Genomic DNA, 19,537 nt, shown 5'->3' on the forward strand with positions numbered 1-19,537 from the left:
TAAGATTTTAATGACTAAATTTGGGCATTTTTCGGTAAATTTTAGTTTATTTCCCTATCCCCCTATCCCCCTATCCCCCTATCTCCAATAATCGTTAACTTACTAAAGTTTGAAACAGCCCTGCCTTCTTAAGGGGGGTTAGGGGGGATTCCTCTGGCCTTGCCCGTAGCGCTATACCTTTTAACTTGTGGCGATTCCTACTTACCCCCTCACCCATTTATCCTTTCAACAACTCACCAAATCAAGCGTGTAGGAATCACCAGGATGTCATTAGCCAGCTACATGAGTCAGCTACATGAGTCAGCTAACACTTAACTCTTAAGTTGACAGTTACCGTAAGAAGATGCGTTGTAGTTCTCGAGTGGGATCGCTATAGGTGGTTCTTGCATGTGCTATACATTTGTTGTCCCAAAGCAACAATGAGTATTGCTTCATCCGAATAGCCATGTGATTTTCCTCGTAATACGCTAGAAATCGGTCGGCAATTTCTCCCAAAAACGGCTCGGGAGTAAAGGGCTTTAGGTTTTCTGGATCGGGGCTGTAGTCACCGTATTTAATATAGTTACAAGAAAAGCGGAAAACAGGCTTCTTACCCTCAAATGACAGGATCGGATGAATTGCTCCCTTGGTGCGGTTGGCGTGGACTCCCCTCGTGGCACCAAAATGGTGTCGAGTCTCCATGAGTTTTTTCTTTTCTTCTTCCGTAAGAGTCTTCAGGAATCCTTCCACATAAGCCAACGTGGTCATCCCACCACCACAATCAGAAGGCTTTTTGCACCAAAGCACTAGATAGTTCGGTGGGGTTTGATAATCGCTGGCTTCCGTATGAGGAAGCAAACGCCTTTCACCTCTGGCATCGGAAAATTTGATCAATTCTGGTTCATATCTGACATAGAATATTGGTTTCCCATATTGCAGGATTAACTCACCACCTGTGACCAATTTTGAAAATTCGATCCAGTCAAAATTGGGATCTTCAGTTTCCACATAAATAAAGTGGTTTTGCTCCAGAAAGTTCTGATAATCAGTAATTGATTTATCAAATTTGGGCAAGTTACTTGCCTGATAAGTTAACATCCAAACTCCTTTTTTTTATAAGGCTGACAAAAATTCACTATAGGCGAAATAAATTCAATACTGGTTACTTGTTTACATTTTTAAAAAAAAATACACATAATAAAATTTTCAAAAAAATACTTAATAAGTAATTACAATGGATTCGTGATATATAAGGGTGTTTCTCAACCAGAGGTTTTGCCATTTATGTCACGGGGGACTTTCATCTGTTCCAAGTTTCCCTCTTAAGCTGCTGTGCATTTTATTGATGCCGTCGCTCATTAGGGAAACCGCCTGTTCCCTTGCTGCATCGCTTAAATTGCCTATTTTAAAATTATAAAAAAACCTTAAAACCCTGTCCCAATCTACTATCTACGCCAGCTAGCCAGTTAAGTGTGTAACAGATTATTAAGGGGGGCTATAGTCACAGTTAAGCTTTTAGCATTTAACAAAAGTTTGTAAATTCAGTCTCTAAGATACTTTTTGTTAAATAAAGGTTAAAGTTGGTTAAAGTTAAATAAAGCTTAAATTATTGTGTAGGGTGAGATAGGCGGCGAGTACTTGAAAAGCTCACCTGTAGCGAGAGCTGTCCGCCTTAAACCACGCATATTCAGTACTCGATATTTCTTAAGATTTACTTTATAAACAGTCTCTAAGTTGTAGAGCAATTCTTATTTGGGTGAGGTTTTTAGGGAGCTTCCGAGCTGGGAGCTTCCGAGCTGGTAAGAGGGAAGAGGTAAAAAATAGTGAATAATGGATAATTGCCTTTTGCTGATTACCCATTATTCACCTGTATCCTTTCCTAGCCCAGAAATAAGATAAGTAATCAAACAAACGGATCTTATATCATGTCAGGATAATTACCCTTAATAAAAACCTCCCCCATCTCCCCATATTCCCCTCCTGGTCGGGGTTAGGGGTGGGTTCCCATCTCCCCATATTCCCCTCCTGGTCGGGGTTAGGGGTGGGTTCCCATCTCCCCACACTTCCTATAATTATGGGTATTCAACCTAACTTAATATTACTTCCCAATACAGAAACGGCTGAAAATGCGGTCAAGCACTGATTCGGTTACTTCCTCTCCTGTAATTTCTCCCAAGGCTTGAATTGCTCCACGCAAATCTATGGTCCAAAAATCTAAGGGTAACTCTTTCGCAATAGTTTCTTGCACTTGCTCAAGAGACATTTTCGCCCTAGTCAACGCAGCAGCTTGTCGTTGGTTAATGGCTAAATCTAAATCAGCGGCTTGCAGGTTACCACGATTTACTGCCTCAAGAATTGCTTTCTCCAGAGCATCAATCCCTTGATTGTAGGCAGCAGCTGTCTTCACTACCTGCTCTATAGTATTAGGATAGCATAGGGTAGATTCAGTAGATTCACTGGCTAGGTCAGTTTTGTTAATCACTAGAATTACCGGACGTTCTTGCACCTGTTGGTAAATTTCCTGGTCTCCTGCACTCCAGCCAGTGGTTGCTTCAATCACCAGTAATACCAAGTCAGCCGCCATGGCTGCACTACGCGATCGCTCTACTCCAATCTTCTCCACTTGGTCAGCGGTTTCGCGAATTCCTGCTGTATCGAGTACCTGTACCGGGATTCCCCCTACCACTAACTGAGATTCCACCACATCCCGAGTGGTACCAGGAAGGTCAGTGACAATAGCGCGATCGCATCGACTCCAGGCATTCAATAAACTCGATTTTCCGACATTGGGTCGCCCAAGGATCACCACTTTTAAACCCGTGCGCAATAGTTCACCCTGATCCGCTGTGGCTAATAGTCGGGATACTTCTGTTAAGATATTGTTAAGTTGAGCTACAATTGCGCCTTGATCAAGGGGCGGTAAATCCTCCTCAAAATCAATTCGAGCCTCAATTTCTGCCAAAATATCCAGGCAAGTAGCTCTGGCTTCCCGAATGGGTGTGGCGAGCTTGCCCTGCAACCCAGCTAGGGCGGCTTGAACGGCTGCTGGGGAGCGAGACCCCACTAAGTCCGCAACACTTTCTGCCTGAGTCAAATCCAAGCGCCCATTTAAAAATGCCCGTAGGGTAAATTCTCCTGGCTGTGCTAATCTCGCTCCTTGTTCGAGGCACAATTGCAACACTTTTTGGACGGGCATGATCCCACCGTGGCAATGGAACTCTACCACATCTTCACGAGTGTAGGAACGGGGAGCTTGCATAATCAGCAGCAATGCCTCATCCACTAGCTGTTGGGTTTTGGGATGACGCACATAGCCGTAGAGAATCCGGTGACTCTCCCAAGCCTGACGCCCCGGTGCCTGGAATAAAGTACGGGCAATTGCGATCGCATCTCTTCCTGACAGTCGCACAATACCGATACTGCCTTGTTGGGGGACAACTGCTGTTGCGATCGCAGCAATGGTTTCACTCTGGAACATCTGAGATCAAATTCGGTTAACTTATGATCATATCTCTTTTAGTGGTCATAGGTAATGGGTCATGGGTAATTATAGAGGAGGGAACAGGGAACATAGAAGAGACAATAAGCAACAGGCAAGAAGCAAGAAGCAACAGGCAAAAACATTGCGTACCTTACTAGACTGAAATATATGAGTTTTTAAAACGATAATTTTTGGTAATTTTATAATAATTAATCCAGATTTTACATTATTTTGTTTACGGTTAAACTAGGATGGTTGTATTACCACTAGCTATAGGAGTTATTTTTATTTATTTTTTTTATAAAGATGAGCATTTTTATGTGAAGTTATTAACGATCATGAAATTCCATTTATCAAGATAATAATAAATTTAACTATATAAAAAAAGATTCGATGAACCTTGTTAAGTATTCAGCAATTTAAATTTAAAATTAAAACCGATTAAGATAACCGTATCAGAAAGATTTTACGAATAAGCCAGATGAAATTAGCTGTGAGTAGAATTAGTCAATCCCTGAGCGTTCTCTATGTGTTGGCAGGACCTCTTTGGGTTATACCGACAATAGCACAGCCGATTCAAGCCGATCACACCACTGACACGGAAGTTATCCAAGATGGTAATCGCTTTGATATTGACGGAGGTACTCGATCAGGTGATGGCTCTAATCTATTTCACAGCTTTCAGGAGTTTGGTTTAGACCAAGACCAAATTGTTAATTTTTTGTCTCAACCCGGTATAAAAAACATTCTCAATCGGGTTACAGGTGGCAACGCTTCAGTGATTAACGGTCTCATCCAAGTCACAGGGGGCAACCCCAACCTGTTTTTAATGAACCCAGCGGGGATAATTTTTGGTGCCGATGCCCAGCTGAACATCCCAGGAGCATTCACCGCTACCACCGCTACAGGTATTGGCTTTGGTGATAATAATTGGTTTAGTGCCTTTGGTAACAACGACTACTTTTCTTTAATTGGAACACCTAGTGTCTTTAGGTTCGAGACATTAGGTACACCAGGAGCCATTATCAATCAGGGCCAGCTAGAGGTGACACCAGGAAATAACCTAACCTTACTCGGTGGCACTGTGATCAGTACTGGAGAACTGGTAGCACAAGATGGAAAAATTACGGTAGCTGCTGTACCAGGGGAAAGTTTAGTGAAAATTAGCCAAGAGGGGCACTTGCTCAATTTGGAAATTCAGCCCCTACTAACTGACCAACAATCCTTGACGCCTGTGCAATTTCCTGAACTTTTAACTGGCGCTGATGTAGGTCATGCCACAGAATTCAAGGATAATGGTGATGGTACTGTAACGTTGCAGGATTCAGGCATCACTTTGGCCTCTGGAGATGTAGCGGCAAAGCAAGTAACGGCACAGACTGCAACCCTATCGGCCAAAAATAACCTGACTCTAGTAGAAAGCCAGCTGTCTACTACGGGAGACTTAAACCTACTGGCTCAGAATGAAGTGGTGGTAAGGGATACTGTTGAGAATCCCTTCAATGCTATAGCGGGAGGAGACCTCTACATTCAGGGGGATTTAGGTATTGATATTCTGGCACTGAATCATCCCAAGACACCTTTTCAGAGTGGCGGTAATCTCAGTTTAGTTAGTGATGGGATTATTTCCGGAGATGCTCACTTTGCCAGTGATGGTAGTTTCTCGATTCTGAATTTATCTAGTAAACCAGGTAATTTTCTGAGCTTATATGACCCGATTATTATCTCTAGAGGCGATGTCATCTTTGGGGATTATACAGGAGCTTCTCTGAAAGTAGAATCTACCGGAAGTATTCAGGGGGGAAATATAAAGATCACACAGCCAGATACCACTGGCTCGATTCCCACTTCCGATCCAGATTTTGATAATTTGACCCAAAGCCGCTCTCTGATTTTGCGAGCAGGTTTGAGTGAGGATCAATTGAGTAATCCAGTTAATTTTGATCCTAATCAATCAGTCACGGTAGAGGGCACAGAATTTTCTAATCTCGAACAGAATTCATCGGAAGGGAGTATCACTATTGGTAATATCGATACGAGTTCTGATCAGGGTGATGCTGGACCTGTAATCTTATCAGCTCAAGACGACATTATATTCCGTAATAATGATGGTTTGATTATTACCACGATTAGGACGACAGAAACAGGGGGTAGTAATTCTGGTGATGTAACCTTGGAAACTGCACAGGGAAGCATTCAGGTAAATGGTGAGACTCTCACAATTATTACCGAGGCATCAAACGGTGGAGATTCTGGTAATATAACCTTTAAGGTTCCAGATTCAAACAATGTTAACTTTGATAATATTGAGATCAACACACAAGCTCAGAGGGGTGGAAATGCTGGTGATATCATAGTCTTCGCTCCTGACATTACTAGCGAAGCTGATAGACAAGCAATACGAGAACAAATAGAATCTAACTCACGGTTAGATGCTATCAGAGGTACACCAGGAGAGATTACTTTTAATCCGGGAGACCCAACGGATGGTGGCACCGGTACACCACCGGATGATGGTGACACCGGTACAGATACACCAACCGATGGTGGCAGCGGTATCGATACACCAACCGATGGTGGCAGCGGTATCGATACACCAACCGATGGTGGCAGCGGTATCGATACACCAACCGATGGTGGCAGCGGTATCGATACACCAACCGATGGTGGCAGCGGTATCGATATACCAACCGATGGTGGCAGCGGTATCGATATACCAACCGATGGTGGCAGCGGTATCGATATACCAACCGATGGTGGCAGCGGTATCGATACACCAACCGATGGTGGCAGCGGTATCGATACACCAACCGATGGTGACACCGGTATCGATACACCAACCGATGGTGACACCGGTACAGATACACCACCAGATGATGTAACGGTTTTACTACCGGATGATCTAAAAGTTTCACAACAGGTAGACTCAAAAATCCCCACACCGGATAACTCATCAATAACACCGCCAGAGGTTCCACCATTGGTAGAGCAACCAATTACACTGGAGGCGACTGTTAAAAGTGACCTAGTCTATGGCATAGAAAAAGCCTTCACAGAAGAATATCAGGCATACTTTCTGCGACAGCTCAAGACCAAAATTTATACTCAGAATGATGTGCGCGATCGCATTCGTGAGCTTGAGCGGGAGACGGGTCTCAAGAGTGGGGTTATTTATGTCAGTTTTGTCAAAAACTCCCTGACATTACCAGGAACGCGATGCCAAACTCCAGCAATCCCAGCAGCCGAAATTGACCGACGATTTGGTTACCAAGCCTCTGATCTATCTTCAGAACCGGAAAAATGCTTACAAAAAACCGATGACCAGCTAGAACTGTTGCTGATCACAGCAGAGGGTAATCCAGTTCTGCGGCGAGTCTATAACGCAAATCGTGCTGAGGTCCTAGCTAAGATCAGGACTTTTCATCGAACACTGATAAATCCCCGAAGCTTTGATGATAAGGAGCATCTCAAACCAGCTCAGCAACTTTACCAATGGCTGATCGCACCGTTGGAGTCTGAGTTAAAAGCTAATAAGATCGACAGCCTGATATTTGCCATGGATCAGGGTTTGCGCTCCCTACCCCTGGCTGCTCTGCACGATCAAAAGAACTATCTAGTGGAAAATTATAGTGTCAGCCTGGTGCCTAGTCTTAGTTTGACCTATTCTCGGTTTACCAATGTTCAATCCTTCCGACTGCTGGCGATGGGAGCCTCCCAATTTTCTGATAAAGAGGATTTGCCTTGGGTAAAAGTCGAGTTACAAACAATTATCAACAAACTGTGGAAAGGTAACTATTTTCTCAACGAAAGCTTCACTCTGGAAAATTTAAAGGCTCAACGAAAAAAACGGAAATTTGGCATCATTCACTTAGCTACCCATGCTCAGTTTAATCAGGGAGCTCCTGAAAATTCTTATATTCAAATGTGGGACAAAAAACTGGGGCTCGATGAACTGGAAAATCTATTTTCTGAGCCATCGGTAGAGTTGTTGGTACTCAGCGCTTGCCAAACTGCTTTAGGCAATCGGGAAGCAGAGCTAGGTTTTGCTGGATCAGCGTTTCAGGCAGGGGTTGACTCCACTTTAGCAACCCTTTGGTCTGTCAGTGACCAAGGGGCTATGGGGCTGACTACTGAGTTTTACCGTCAGTTGAAAAAGACACCCAGTAAAACTGAAGCCTTGCGACAGGCACAGTTAGCAATGATTCGAGGCAATGTCCGGATTGAGAATGATCACTTATATATCTCTGGTAAGAGAATTGCGTTATCTTCACAATTGTCAGAATTTGGAAATCAAAGCTTTAGCCATCCCTACTTTTGGGCTGCTTTCCTGCTAGTTGGTGATCCGTGAACAGGGAGTAGGGAGTAGGGAGTAGGGAGTAGGGAGTAGGGAGGTAGGTGTGGGGAGATGGGGAGATGGGGAGATGGGGAAATGGGGAGATGGGGAGATGGGGAGATGGGGAGATGGGGAGATGCTGACTCAGATGATAAAATACATCAAGACAATGAGAAAAAAAGTATTTAAAGATACTAAATTAATCTCAAACTAATTCTTCCCTCTCCTCCCTCTCCCCACACTACCCCCTCTCCCCACACTCTTCCCCCTGCTCCCTGCTCCCTGCTCCCTGTTCCCTTTAAACTCAAATACTATGTCCTAAACTATACTTCCCTTGCTATAACCCAATCGTTTTCAGCATTTCCAAATGCTTTGAAACCGGTACAAGGGTATTGGCAGTAATCATCCCGCTGGCGGCAACTGCTGGTAAACCAATACCGGGAAAGGTTGAGTCTCCACAGCACATTAGTCCAGGTAGGGGTGTGCCAGGACCAGGAAAGATGCCAACTCCTGCTCGAATTGCTGGACCGTAGGAACCTCGGTGGCGGCGCAGAAAGCGTTCGTGGGTGAGCGGTGTACCGACTAGAGTGACTTCACAACGGGAACGAATGTCTGGAATGATCCGCTCCAATCCTTTCCACATGATTTCTGCACGCACCTGCTTTTGTTGCGCATAGGCTTCACTGCTACGACTCATGCCCTGCCAGAGTTCATAGGGTTCGTTACCTGGAGTATAAACGTGAATCACGTGTTTTCCTGGTGGTGCTAGGGATGGGTCTAGAAGGGATGGAATCGATAGCACTACTATATTCTGGGGAGCGGTAACACCTTTTTCCCAGTCATTAACGATAATGTAGTGGCAGGCTAGGTCTTTTTCTAGTCCTTCAGCATCAATGCCTAAGTGCAGATGCATGAAGCTGTCACACTCAGGAGTGGCGTTTCTCTTGGCTCGATAGGATTTTGGTATTGCTGAATCTGGCAGTAGTTTGAGGGTATCCCATACTGAGATATTAGACACTACTGCTTTACGGGCTCGGATTTCTTTGCTGCCCCGCAGACGCACACCTACGGCACGGTTGTGCTCGACTATCACTTCTTCAACATGAGCATTAACTATCAACTGACCGCCATGTTTTTCCAATCCTCGCACCAGGGCATCAACCAGGGCACCACTACCACCAATGGGATAGTCTAGCACTACCCCTGGTCGATACCATTCCGCAAACATAAAGGCCATCTCTGCCGCAATGGTTCCATCCGCTGGTAGTCCAGATAATAGAAAACAAAGCAAATCGAGCCAATTACGGCTAAAGTTGTCTTTGAGAACACCGTCCATAATCTGGCTAAAGGGTCCTCTGAGCTTGATAGAATCCCCAGCATATCGTAGGAAAGAGGGGGCAAATCGGCTGAGGGTGACTACTGCGCCGAGATCAAAACGGATGGCAGTGAGGGGAATTGCGATCGCAGCCTTAGCTAGGGGTTCCATCACCCGCTGGAGCTCACGCCATTCGGTTACAGCATCATTTCCACGAAACCTGGCTAGAACTTCACAAAACTGATCCGCACCAACGGAGGTGTCAAAGTCCCCTTCAGGCAAACGGCAACCCCATGTATTGTAGGTTTCCCATGATAAATCCTCACCGATGGCATCTAGCAGTTGTCGCAGAGGATTGGAAGAAGGGCTATAAGACAAACCTGAGTAAAGAGACGGACCGGAGTCAAATTTGAATCCATTGCGCTCAAAAGCGTGAGCAGCACCACCAGGGATTGAGTGGCTCTCGCAGACTGTAACGTTAAAACCGTAGCGAGCTAGAAGAGAGGCGCAGCATAAACCACCAATCCCACTGCCAATTACAACTATATCTGTTTCTTTACTCATTGAAATTTGGGCTCGATAGTTTGGTTTATTTTATAGTAGGGAGTAGGGAGTAGGGAGTAGGGAGTAGGGGTAAGAAAATTTACGGTTCTTCAGTATCTGTTATGGTAGGCTATCCCTTTTTATCGCTTTGATAGTTTGATCATTTATTTTTTATGCTAAATCGAAAGTGAAATAGCATTCCAAATAGGGCGTTGGTACTGTTCTGGTCATCCGCTTTTCCCTGCTCCCTGCTCCCTGCTCCCTACTCCCTAAAACCCATAACACAATTACCTCAAGCAATTGATAATTGCTATAAAAATTCTATATTACCAATTTCTCTCGTATCGTTTCTTCATTGGCTCTAAACCCTACCAATACCGCTGTGCCATCCTTGACAAATAGGGGTCGCTTCAGGAGCATCGCATCTTTTGCAAAGGCTTCAACCCACTGTTCATCGGTCCAAGTCTTTTTTTCTTCACCTATTTCACGATAGGATTTCCCAGAGGTATTACGCATTGGTTTAGAGCCCAATGCTTCTACCCAGCTGCTAATCATCTCTGCAGTTGGTGGATGCTCTTTTGTGTTGATGAAATCATATTCAATACTGTTATCTTCGAGCCATTTCAATGCTTTTTTGCAAGTGCCGCAGTTGGGGATACCGTAGACTTTAATTGACATAATTTTTCTCCTTATTTTAAAAAAAGGGAATAGGGAGTAGGGAGTAGGGAGTAGGGAGTAGGGAGTAGGGAGTAGGGAGTAGGGAATTTGCCGATTTTAATTTACCGACAACTGGGGCGAATTATAATTTTAAATAGGGTGTAGAGCGTAGGATATAGCAGATTAAATTTATTTAATTTATTACTAAATTCTACACCTGGTAACCCTACACCCTACCCTAAAACTACACTTTGAATTTATCGGTAATTCGCTGCATCGCTTCTTCTACATTTTCCCGACTATTAAATGCGGAAATGCGGAAATAACCTTCCCCGGCAGCACCAAATCCAGAACCAGGGGTTCCGACTACATTGGCAGTGTTGAGTAATTTATCAAAGAAGTCCCAACTGGATAGACCATTAGGTGTTTTGACCCAAACGTAAGGGGCATTTACGCCACCATATACTGTTAATCCAGCGGCTGTTAGTTGATCGCAAATAATTTTGGCATTTTCCAGATAGAAGTTAACTAGTGCTTTAACTTGCTCTTGGCCTTCTTCAGAATAAACGGCTTCAGCGCCCCGTTGTACAATATAGGAAACCCCATTAAATTTAGTACAATGGCGGCGGTTCCAAAGTGGCCACAGTTCTACATCTGAACCATCGGATGCTTTGGCTGTTAGGGTCTTTGGTACTACTGTTAATGCACAGCGGGTGCCGGTAAAGCCTGCATTCTTGGAAAAAGAGCGGAATTCAATGGCACAATCCCTTGCTCCCTCAATCTCGTAGATGGAGTGGGGTAGGTCTGGGTCAGTGATAAAGGCTTCGTAGGCTGCATCAAAGAAAATGACCGAGCCATTAGCTTTGGCATAGTCTACCCAGGTTTTGAGGTAGTCTTTGCTAGCGGTTGCTCCGGTAGGGTTATTGGGGAAGCACAGGTAAATTAAATCAACCTTCTGGGAGGGAATCTCAGCGGTGAAGTTGTTCTCGGCGGTAATCGGTAGATAAACTAAACCCTCATACTTACCGCTATCATCAGCATCCCCGGTATGACCAGCCATGACGTTGGTGTCTACATACACGGGATAAACTGGGTCAGTAACGGCAATCTTGTTATCGTTGCCAAAGATGTCGAGAATGTTGCCAGTGTCGCACTTGGAGCCATCGGAGATGAAAATTTCCCCAGGGTCAATCTCACACCCCCGACTTTGGAAATCGTGGCTAGCAATTTTTTCCCTTAACCAAGGGTAGCCTTGCTCTGGACCATAACCTTTGAAGGTGGCGCGATCGCCCATTTCTTCAACGGCTTTGATTATGGCGGTGCGGCAGGCGGCTGGTAGTGGTTCGGTAACATCACCAATCCCCAGCTTGATTAGCTTAGCATCGGGATTGGCTTCTGCGAAAGTATTGACCCGTCGCGCAATTTCGGGAAATAGGTAGCCAGCTTTGAGTTTGAGGTAGTTATCGTTAATGCTTGCCATAGTAGATTGGTATATACGCCCTCAACACAGCTTACACTTCTTTCAGAAGTCGGGAATAGGGAGTAGGGAGTAGGGAGTAGGGAATAGGGAATCGGGAATCGGGAATCGGGAATCGGAAAAAAAACAGCGTTGCTGAATAATGGAATGATTGGAAAAGTTTTTAGGTGCGCTTGACCCATTAAGAATTAAATTCGCCACGGATCGCACCTGTAGAATGGGCATCCTGCCCGTTCGAGATCTGGTCGAGTTGCGTAGGGTGCGTTAGGGACGGGCTCGCCCTGATTTTCTCGGTAGCCAGTTTTGGGAAATTCCGTCCCGTAACGCACCACTGATAGCTGATATGGAAATTCCGAAATTACTCAACACTGAAATCAGTGATGTAGCAGCAACATCCCTACTGACTTTGTATTGCCATGCCCTAGAAAGTCAGTCAAAAGACACAATTTTAGATGATCCATTAGCTGTTGAAATTACTGATAAATTAAACCCTGAATTATCCCAGTCAGATAACAAGTTTTATCAAAGCTTGGCTAAGGGCAAGGTAGAAAAAAAATTGGTGGTTCATATTGCTATGCGCGCCAAACGCTATGATGATTATGTCAGAAATTTCCTGGAGCGATCGCATCACGGAATTGTTGTTAATATTGGTTGTGGCTTGGATCCTCGTTTCCACCGGATCGATAACGGTAAGGTGATATTCTATGACCTTGATTTCCCAGAGGTGATAGCGGTTAAAAAGAAACTGTTGCCAGAAACTGACCGCTATCGCTTTATTCCATCTTCGGTCTTGAATTATGAATGGATGGAAGCAATAACACAGTTGAACCCTGATTCATTACTCTTTCTGGCAGAAGGGGTGCTTATGTACCTTCAAGAAGAGGAAGTAAAATCATTAGTCTTGAAACTGCAATCAACTTTTCCTGGCTGTGAACTTATTGCTGAATTTTTCAAGGCTGCTTGGTTAAAGCAGCCCCTGCAAGGAATAATGAACAGAAAATTACAACGGGATTTGCATTTGGGAAACGATGCTACGTTCAAGTTTGGAATTCGAGATAGTAAAGACTTGGAGGGTTGGAATCCAGGTATTGAATTCCTGGATGATTGGTTTTATCTTGACGAACCAGAAAATAAACTTGGTTTGCTGAGAGTTTTGAAAGATATTCCATTTTTCAGGAAAATACAGTGGACTGCTCGCTATAAGTTAAATTGAAAGGGAATCGGGAATCGGTAGTCGGGAATCGGGAATCGGGATATCCGATAAAAAAATGTTAATCCGTAAATACAAATTATCAGATGCAAACGCTGTTGTCGATGTCTACAAAAATGCTATCATGGAAATAGCTTCAGAAGCGTATGATAGTAAACAAGTAGAGATTTGGTCATCCTATCCTAAGGATACCGACCAGTTTACCAAACGGCTGAGTATGGGAATAACACTTGTTGCGGTTGATGGCAATAAGGTGGGGGCTTTTGGTCAATTACATCCCGCTAATCACATTGATTTACTGTTTACGGCAAAAGACTACTCTCGCCAGGGTTATGCTACAGCGATTTACCAACAATTAGAAGATGAAGCGTTAAGGCAAGGGGTTACTTGTCTCTATACTGAAGCTAGCAGAATTTCTAAGTATTTCTTTCTCAAACAGGGATTTACTATTATTGAACCGGAGACTGTATTCCTCAGTGGGGTAGGGTTTGAACGGTTTAGGATGCAAAAGGTCATGTAAGCGGTCAGCGGTCAGCGGTCAGCGGTCAGCGGTCAGTGGTCAGTGGTCAGTGGTCAGTGGTCAGCTTATTTTATTCAAAAGCTGTTCGGTGTAGCTTGGCCTACAGCCAATGGCTGTTCGCGTAGCGTGCGCGTAGCGCATAAGCTGATAGCTTATAACTGATAACTGATAGCTGACGGCTGATAGCTGACGGCTGATAGCTAATAACTGATAGCTGATAGCTGATAGCTGATAGCTGATAGCTTACCCATTGATTACCTGTAAAGCGGTCAAGTTCAAATCACCGAAAGTCTGAGAAACAATCTGCTGATTCCCACTAAATTCTTGTTTTTGATAACTACCGTCTTTCAAGACTAGGACAGTTACTAATTGGTCTTGGGAGTCAATAATCCAATATTCAGGAATAGCCCTTTGTTGGTATTGTTTTACTTTATCACTGTAATCACGTTGGTAGTTTTCATCATTTTGGTTTCTGTAGGGGCTAACTACCTCCGCAACAAACTGTGGGGGTTCCATATCAAGGGTGATAGTTAGGCGTTTTTCCGTTTGGAGAAGATGTGCTTCCGTAAGCACTACCAAATCAGGATAGCGGTTTTGAGGATTTCCTGGAACTTGCAATTCGCAATCGTGTATCCTGATTAAACGAGGGTTAATGTGTTGGGCTAATTGATACATTAGCCACATCGCCCTCCAACTATTTGATTCACTCTCCGGTGGCAATTGTACTAACTCCCCATCAACCAGCTCATAACGGTTATCTGTGCCGTCATCATATTCCAGGTATTGGTCAAACGTGAGTTTGGAGGTGGTTTTAACCATCGTGCCATTCGCAGTTACTGACTTTAATCCTACAGTTTCTAGCGTGAACTACCCCGACTTACTTCTTTGTTCGCGAAGCGTGGCCAAAGGCCAAGTCGGGGCTTCCAGCTTCACGGAAGAATGCCTTAACTTGGACGGGCGTCCACGTCTTGGTCTTACTTCTTCTCCACTGGCGTTGACCTCCCCCGTCCCAGAGGAGGATAGCATTCTGATCCCTTCTGCTCTAATATTCTTTGCCGCATTACCATCTCTGTCGTGGTGAGTTCCACAACTTGGACAAGTCCAAGCCCTGACATCCAGTGGCAACTCCTTGATTCGGTAATGACAATTAGAGCAGGTTTTGGAACTAGGAAACCATCGGTTTATTTCAACTAATACCTTTCCTTCTTTTTCGCACTTATAAGACAGGAAGTTTACAAAGGTTCCCCAACCCATATCAGAAATTGCTTTAGCTAATTTATGGTTACGTTCGCGAAGCGTGCGCGTAGCGCACAGCATGCCCTTGACATTTAGGTTCTCGACTACCACCACTTGGTTGTTGTCAACTATCTTTCTAGATAGTTTATGCAGATAGTCTTGGCGGACATTTCTAATCCGTTCGTATACCTTGGCTACAATCTTTATGGCCTTTTTGCGTCCATTGCTGCCTTTTTTCTTTCGGGCAGCGATACGCTGTTTTTTAGTCAGTTTCTTTTCGGACTTGGCTAAGTGCTTTGGATTCCCAAACTTGGAAGTCTTTTCGCCATCGTAGGTAATAGCAAAATCCTTAATACCCAAATCAATTCCGATAACATTTCCTTTTTTGGAAGGCTGCAAATCATCCGGCTCATATTCCATTAACACCGAAGCATAATATTTTCCAGATGGAGTCTTGCTAACGGTTACAGTTTTAATTTCTCCATCTAGTGGTCGATGGATTATTGCTTTGATAATGCCTAATCTTCCAGGGAACTTCAAGTAGTTGCCAACTTGTTTTACGTTCTGGGGATACTGAATTGATTGACGATGATGATATGATTTGAACCTAGGATATTCAGCCCTACCCTGGCCGTAGGCCACGCTGACGCGAACAAAGAAATTTTGATATGCACGACTAAGATTGAGACTCACGGATTGCAAAACCTGAGAGTAACAATCTTTTAGCCATTCAGTCTCTTTTTGTTTTTTGAGCTTTGGCAACATAGAGTTGAGTGCAGATTGTTTTAGCCCCTTGCCAGTTTCTTTGTAGGTTTCTATGCACTGATTCAAAGCATAGTTCCACCACCAACGAGCGCATCCAAAATGCTGAGCTAACACTTGAATTTGCTCTTGTGTGGGATAAATTCTAACTTTGACGGCTTTATGTTTCATTGCACTCAAACTTGTTGGAGATGAAACCTTAGAATAAAGAAGCCTTTATGGTTAGTCGGCTATGCATAAAAGGGTTAAATCTTTGTGATTAAGGCTTCTTTATTCTTACGGTAACTTCAAAATCGACCATGCTTACTATTATATGTATTTCACAGTAATGTGTCAAGGGATAAAAGAAATTTTCTGTCTCGCTATCCATCCTAGAGACGCGCACCTTAGTAGAGTGGAGCCTTAATCAAACAGTTTTAACCCTTTTTCCCATAGCCGACCAACCTTAAAGGCGACCCTCTACTTACGGTAACTTCAACACCCTGGAAGAGGGTGGGGAATTTCGCGAGTTTTGTTAAAGTTTTTTAGGGCGTTCCAGTACCGGCTCTTCAATAGCATCCCGTAGCCTGTCCAGGTTTCGGGTAAGCATTCAGGCGTGCGCTTAGTGCATTAGCTGATAGCTAATAGTGGATAGGTTAAGGTTTCCGAATGGTAAAATACTGGACAGATTGCTTGTTTTGGATGTAGCGATCGCTTAGTTTATAATTCTGTGATCGCTCATTTTTTTTCTCTACCCACCCTAACCACACTTACAACACTTACCATATTTACCACGCTTAAGGGAAGCCTATTGCTGGAACGCGCATCTTGCCTGTTCCCTGTTCCCTGTTCCCTAGCTTTACAGGTGGTGCGTTACGGGGCGGACTATCCCAACCCTGGTAGGAGGTTAAAAATCAGAAGCTTTCCGCCCCTAACACACCCTACGCAGCTAAATTCTAAATTCTAAATTCTAAATTCTAAATTCTAAATTCTAAATTCTAAATTCTAAATTCTAAATTCTAAATTCTAAATTCTTCATTCTTAATTCTTCCCATTCCTCCAACAAAACATCTGGAAGACTACCAAGCATTTCATCCCAAGTACTACCAGCCTGTAATGCTTCGATAACTATAGGAAGTGGTTCAGAAAAAATGTTAGGAAAATCAGCTTCTCCAGGAAGTCGAATGCTGAAAGCTAATTGCTCCTTTGGGGGATTGAATTGAGCATCAATTCCCTCACGGTTTCCTCTGGGATCAATTCGATACCAACCGAATTCAGCTAAGTAAACGGCATTTAAACCATGCAAACTGTAAGGCTCACCATCGTCATGAATGCTTAATCGCTGATAACAAAAGCCTGCTGGAATTCCATTGGCTCGTAATAGGGCAGCTAGCAAATGGCTTTTTGCGTAACAATAACCGGTTTTATGCTTAAGTACATCCGAGGCACGACAGGTGACAGGGTTCATTTTATAGTCAACGCTATGGCAAATGTGGTCTCGAACCCACTCAAAACAGGCTTTTGCGATCGGCGTTCGCGCAGCGTGGCCAAAGGCCTCAGCCGCGCCAAAGGCGATCGCATTCGATGTTTGATGCTCTAGGGCAATTGTCCTCGCCAGTTCCAGAATTGTAGGATGTTGCCAATCGATGATTGCACTGGTTTGTAGATAGTCTTGTGTATTCTCCATATTAAAACGGGAGTCGGGAGTCGGGAGTCGGGAATCGGGAGTCGGGAGTCGGGAGTGAAAAAAATAGCAATTAAAGTAGGGTGGGCAAACTAATATAATCTAGAATACTCAAAAGAACCAAACGGTTTTTGCCCACCCTACAAGCTGTTCCCTGTTCCCTGTTCCCTGTTCCCTATTCCCTATCTCCCCATCTCCCCATCTCCCCATCTCCCTATCTCCCTATCTCCCTATCTCCCCACACCCCCCATCGGTCTCCAATTCCCCGAAACAATAAAACTCGCCCAATAATAAGGATGCTGATACCTCTCATCTTTCAACATGTCCAGTTGCGTCTGCCGCAGAGCCTCGGTGCGCCCCATGTTATCGTCTAGCAAGCGCTGATAGTAAGCCAGCATCAGCTCTTTAGTGGCTTTATCCTGTACCTTGCGCAAACTGATTAGCTGAGTTTGTGAACCAGCAATTACAAACGCCCGACGCAAGCCATAGATGCCCTCTCCTGAACTAATCCGTCCGGAACCGGTATCGCAAGCGGATAAGACCACCAACTCCGTGCCAGACAAGTTAAGTCCTACGGCTTCCAAAGCAGTGAGTACCCCATTCTCTGCACCAGTTCGCTTCTGCTTAAACCCTGCTAGCACTAGTCCGGACAACAGCATGGGATTGTCATAGAGTGTGGGCAGTTCTTGATTGGGAGCATTCTCAGAGAAACCATGGGTAGCAATATGCAGTATCCTGGGACTATTGACTCCTTTGACTGCTGACTCTGTGGCCTTACCACCCAGTAGAGGGTCTACTCCTAGCATGTCAGCAATTTCTTTTACTTCATCGGCAGTGCCTGGTAATGGTGAAAAGTCCCAGGTTGATAGGTCAATGGAACGGGTAAGGTCGGCACTGGCGAGATTGCTATGATCCTGATTAGCAATTAATTCACCAGCAGAACGGTCAAAGTCAGGATTGCCCAACATCACTGGAGCTGTTTGACTAGCAGATTCCTGGGATAATCTGAGTAAGTCCCTGCCAGAGGTAAGGTAAGTAAAGCGATAGTTTTCTACCAGATACTGCTGTTGCTGATCCACCAGGGCTTCAAAGGGAATCAGATTGAGCTCTCCTTCTGGGGACAGTAAGATCTGTCGAGTAGACCCTAACAGTTGGCGCACAGGATCCATCAACCTCTGATCCACTTGCCGTGCAGCTTGCTTCAACTGAGCGGTGGGTGTGTCTTTGTCTTGAATAGAGAGGCGAAACAGCTCTAACTCTTTTTCAATCAACTTAACCTCCCCTAGGTCAATGCCTTGGGGGTCTCCTTGGGAATGAAGCACGTAGGCAGCGTAGCGAGGGGAACCCCGTTGATACTTGACCAGTTCCACTAGGGCTGTATTAGCTGGAATCAGCGTTTGAATGGCTTCGAGAGTCACAGCTTGGTTAGCTGTGCGAAAGTCAGGGCTACGACGGCTAATTTTATCCTCTAATTGGTTGGCTTGTTCAGAGAGATAATTCAACCTCTGTTGATAGTATTTAAGAGGTAGATTTGGTAGTCGCTTGTAGATCAGATTGGCTCCTTGAGTGGGGTTAGAATTGAGGTCATCTAGTAACTTTGGGCTTTTAGGGTCTAAGCTTTGGCTGTAGAACAAGTTAGCTAGTTGAGTCCGGGTAGCGTTGAGGTCTTCCAGTAACTTTTGGCTTTCAGGGTCTAACTGTTGACCCAGGATTTGCTGGCTGTTGGTGATGAAATCGAGAACGCGACCTTTTCGCCGGAGGACGGTAGTCAAGGCCAGACGTGCTGCTCTGGGATTGTTGGGAGCTGTATTGAGGTGCAGAGAAATGACTGTGTTTGTGCTACCAGAGATAGTATCAAGGTACTTTCGCTTTTGAGGCTCAGAACCAGCAACCAAATTGGAGTGGAGGTTCCGTTCTTCTACCTTCAATCCTTGCTCCAACAGCTCAAGGGCACGGCTGATCTTACCTTGAGTGTGATACAGTAAAGCCAGGTTGTTGAGGCTTAATGCTACCTGTGGGTGTTCCTCTCCTAGCAACCGTTTAGTCAGCTCTAAGGTTTGCTGCAACAGGGGTTCGGCTTCTTGGTACCGCCCCTGGTTCAAGTACAAGAAAGCCAGGTTGTTGAGGCTTAATGCTACCTGTGGGTGTTCCTCTCCTAGCAACCGTTTATTCAGCTCTAAGGCTTGCTGGAATAGGGGTTCGGCTTCTTGGTCCCTGCCCTGGTTCAAGTACAGTAAAGCCAGGTTGTTGAGGCTTAATGCTACCTGTGGGTGTTCCTCTCCTAGCAACCGTTTAGTCAGCTCTAAGGTTTGCTGCAACAGGGGTTCGGCTTCTTGGTACCGCCCCTGGTTAAAGTACACT

14 protein-coding genes are annotated in these 19,537 nt (G+C 44.6%); 3 read left to right on the forward strand and 11 right to left on the reverse strand.

Annotated features, from left to right (window positions below; genetic code table 11):
* Positions 1-330: 330 nt before the first annotated feature.
* From F6K51_RS22110 to mnmE, 3 genes are all read right to left on the reverse strand, one after another.
* The gene (locus F6K51_RS22110) at positions 331-1,077 is read right to left on the reverse strand and encodes a TauD/TfdA family dioxygenase (RefSeq protein WP_075898020.1); all 747 of its coding nucleotides are present in this window, start codon (positions 1,075-1,077) and stop codon (positions 331-333) included.
* A gap of 825 nt (positions 1,078-1,902) precedes the next feature.
* Positions 1,903-2,040 carry a hypothetical protein gene (locus tag F6K51_RS22115; RefSeq protein ID WP_293024253.1) on the reverse strand — a complete coding sequence of 46 codons (138 nt, stop codon included), beginning with the start codon at positions 2,038-2,040 and terminating at the stop codon, positions 1,903-1,905.
* A 37-nt stretch (positions 2,041-2,077) separates the two neighbouring features.
* Positions 2,078-3,457, reverse strand: coding sequence for a tRNA uridine-5-carboxymethylaminomethyl(34) synthesis GTPase MnmE (gene mnmE / locus F6K51_RS22120; protein WP_293024256.1), 1,380 nt, complete (start codon positions 3,455-3,457; stop codon positions 2,078-2,080).
* A 496-nt stretch (positions 3,458-3,953) separates the two neighbouring features.
* Here mnmE and F6K51_RS22125 point away from each other — a divergent pair, with 496 nt between their 5' ends.
* A complete protein-coding gene (locus tag F6K51_RS22125; protein WP_293024259.1) occupies positions 3,954-7,808 on the forward strand; it encodes a CHAT domain-containing protein in 3,855 nt (1,284 codons plus the stop codon).
* Between the two features lie 322 nt (positions 7,809-8,130).
* On the opposite strand, the gene F6K51_RS22130 is transcribed toward F6K51_RS22125, so the two are convergent.
* From F6K51_RS22130 to F6K51_RS22145, 4 genes are all read right to left on the reverse strand, one after another.
* The gene (locus F6K51_RS22130) at positions 8,131-9,672 is read right to left on the reverse strand and encodes an NAD(P)/FAD-dependent oxidoreductase (protein WP_293024262.1); all 1,542 of its coding nucleotides are present in this window, start codon (positions 9,670-9,672) and stop codon (positions 8,131-8,133) included.
* Between the two features lie 300 nt (positions 9,673-9,972).
* Positions 9,973-10,329 carry a Spx/MgsR family RNA polymerase-binding regulatory protein gene (locus F6K51_RS22135; protein ID WP_293024265.1) on the reverse strand — a complete coding sequence of 119 codons (357 nt, stop codon included), beginning with the start codon at positions 10,327-10,329 and terminating at the stop codon, positions 9,973-9,975.
* A gap of 223 nt (positions 10,330-10,552) precedes the next feature.
* Positions 10,553-11,788 (reverse strand): LL-diaminopimelate aminotransferase, encoded by a 1,236-nt coding sequence (locus F6K51_RS22140; RefSeq protein WP_293024268.1) that lies wholly within the window; start codon positions 11,786-11,788, stop codon positions 10,553-10,555.
* Positions 11,789-11,830: 42 nt separating this feature from the next.
* Complete coding sequence (locus tag F6K51_RS22145; RefSeq protein ID WP_293024271.1) at positions 11,831-12,010, reverse strand: hypothetical protein; 180 nt, start codon at positions 12,008-12,010, stop codon at positions 11,831-11,833.
* 118 nt (positions 12,011-12,128) lie between these two features.
* On the opposite strand from F6K51_RS22145, the gene F6K51_RS22150 reads away from it, so the two are divergent.
* Both F6K51_RS22150 and F6K51_RS22155 read left to right on the forward strand, forming a co-directional pair.
* On the forward strand, positions 12,129-12,998 hold the full coding sequence (locus F6K51_RS22150) for a class I SAM-dependent methyltransferase (protein ID WP_293024273.1): 870 nt from the start codon (positions 12,129-12,131) through the stop codon (positions 12,996-12,998).
* 121 nt (positions 12,999-13,119) lie between these two features.
* Positions 13,120-13,515, forward strand: coding sequence for a GNAT family N-acetyltransferase (locus tag F6K51_RS22155; protein ID WP_293024275.1), 396 nt, complete (start codon positions 13,120-13,122; stop codon positions 13,513-13,515).
* Positions 13,516-13,758: 243 nt separating this feature from the next.
* Here the strand turns inward: F6K51_RS22155 and F6K51_RS22160 are convergent, their stop codons facing one another.
* The 4 genes from F6K51_RS22160 to F6K51_RS22175 form a co-directional block, all read right to left on the reverse strand.
* Complete coding sequence (locus F6K51_RS22160) at positions 13,759-14,334, reverse strand: Uma2 family endonuclease (protein WP_293024276.1); 576 nt, start codon at positions 14,332-14,334, stop codon at positions 13,759-13,761.
* 48 nt (positions 14,335-14,382) lie between these two features.
* On the reverse strand, positions 14,383-15,684 hold the full coding sequence (locus F6K51_RS22165) for an RNA-guided endonuclease TnpB family protein (RefSeq protein WP_293024278.1): 1,302 nt from the start codon (positions 15,682-15,684) through the stop codon (positions 14,383-14,385).
* A gap of 820 nt (positions 15,685-16,504) precedes the next feature.
* Positions 16,505-17,179, reverse strand: coding sequence for a transglutaminase family protein (locus tag F6K51_RS22170; RefSeq protein WP_293024280.1), 675 nt, complete (start codon positions 17,177-17,179; stop codon positions 16,505-16,507).
* Between the two features lie 227 nt (positions 17,180-17,406).
* Positions 17,407-19,537: CHAT domain-containing protein (locus F6K51_RS22175; protein ID WP_293024282.1), on the reverse strand; the 2,131-nt coding region annotated here is incomplete at its 5' end.

The sequence above is a fragment of the Moorena sp. SIO3I8 genome (genome assembly GCF_010692325.1).
In the GTDB taxonomy this organism is placed as follows: Bacteria; Cyanobacteriota; Cyanobacteriia; order Cyanobacteriales; family Coleofasciculaceae; genus Moorena.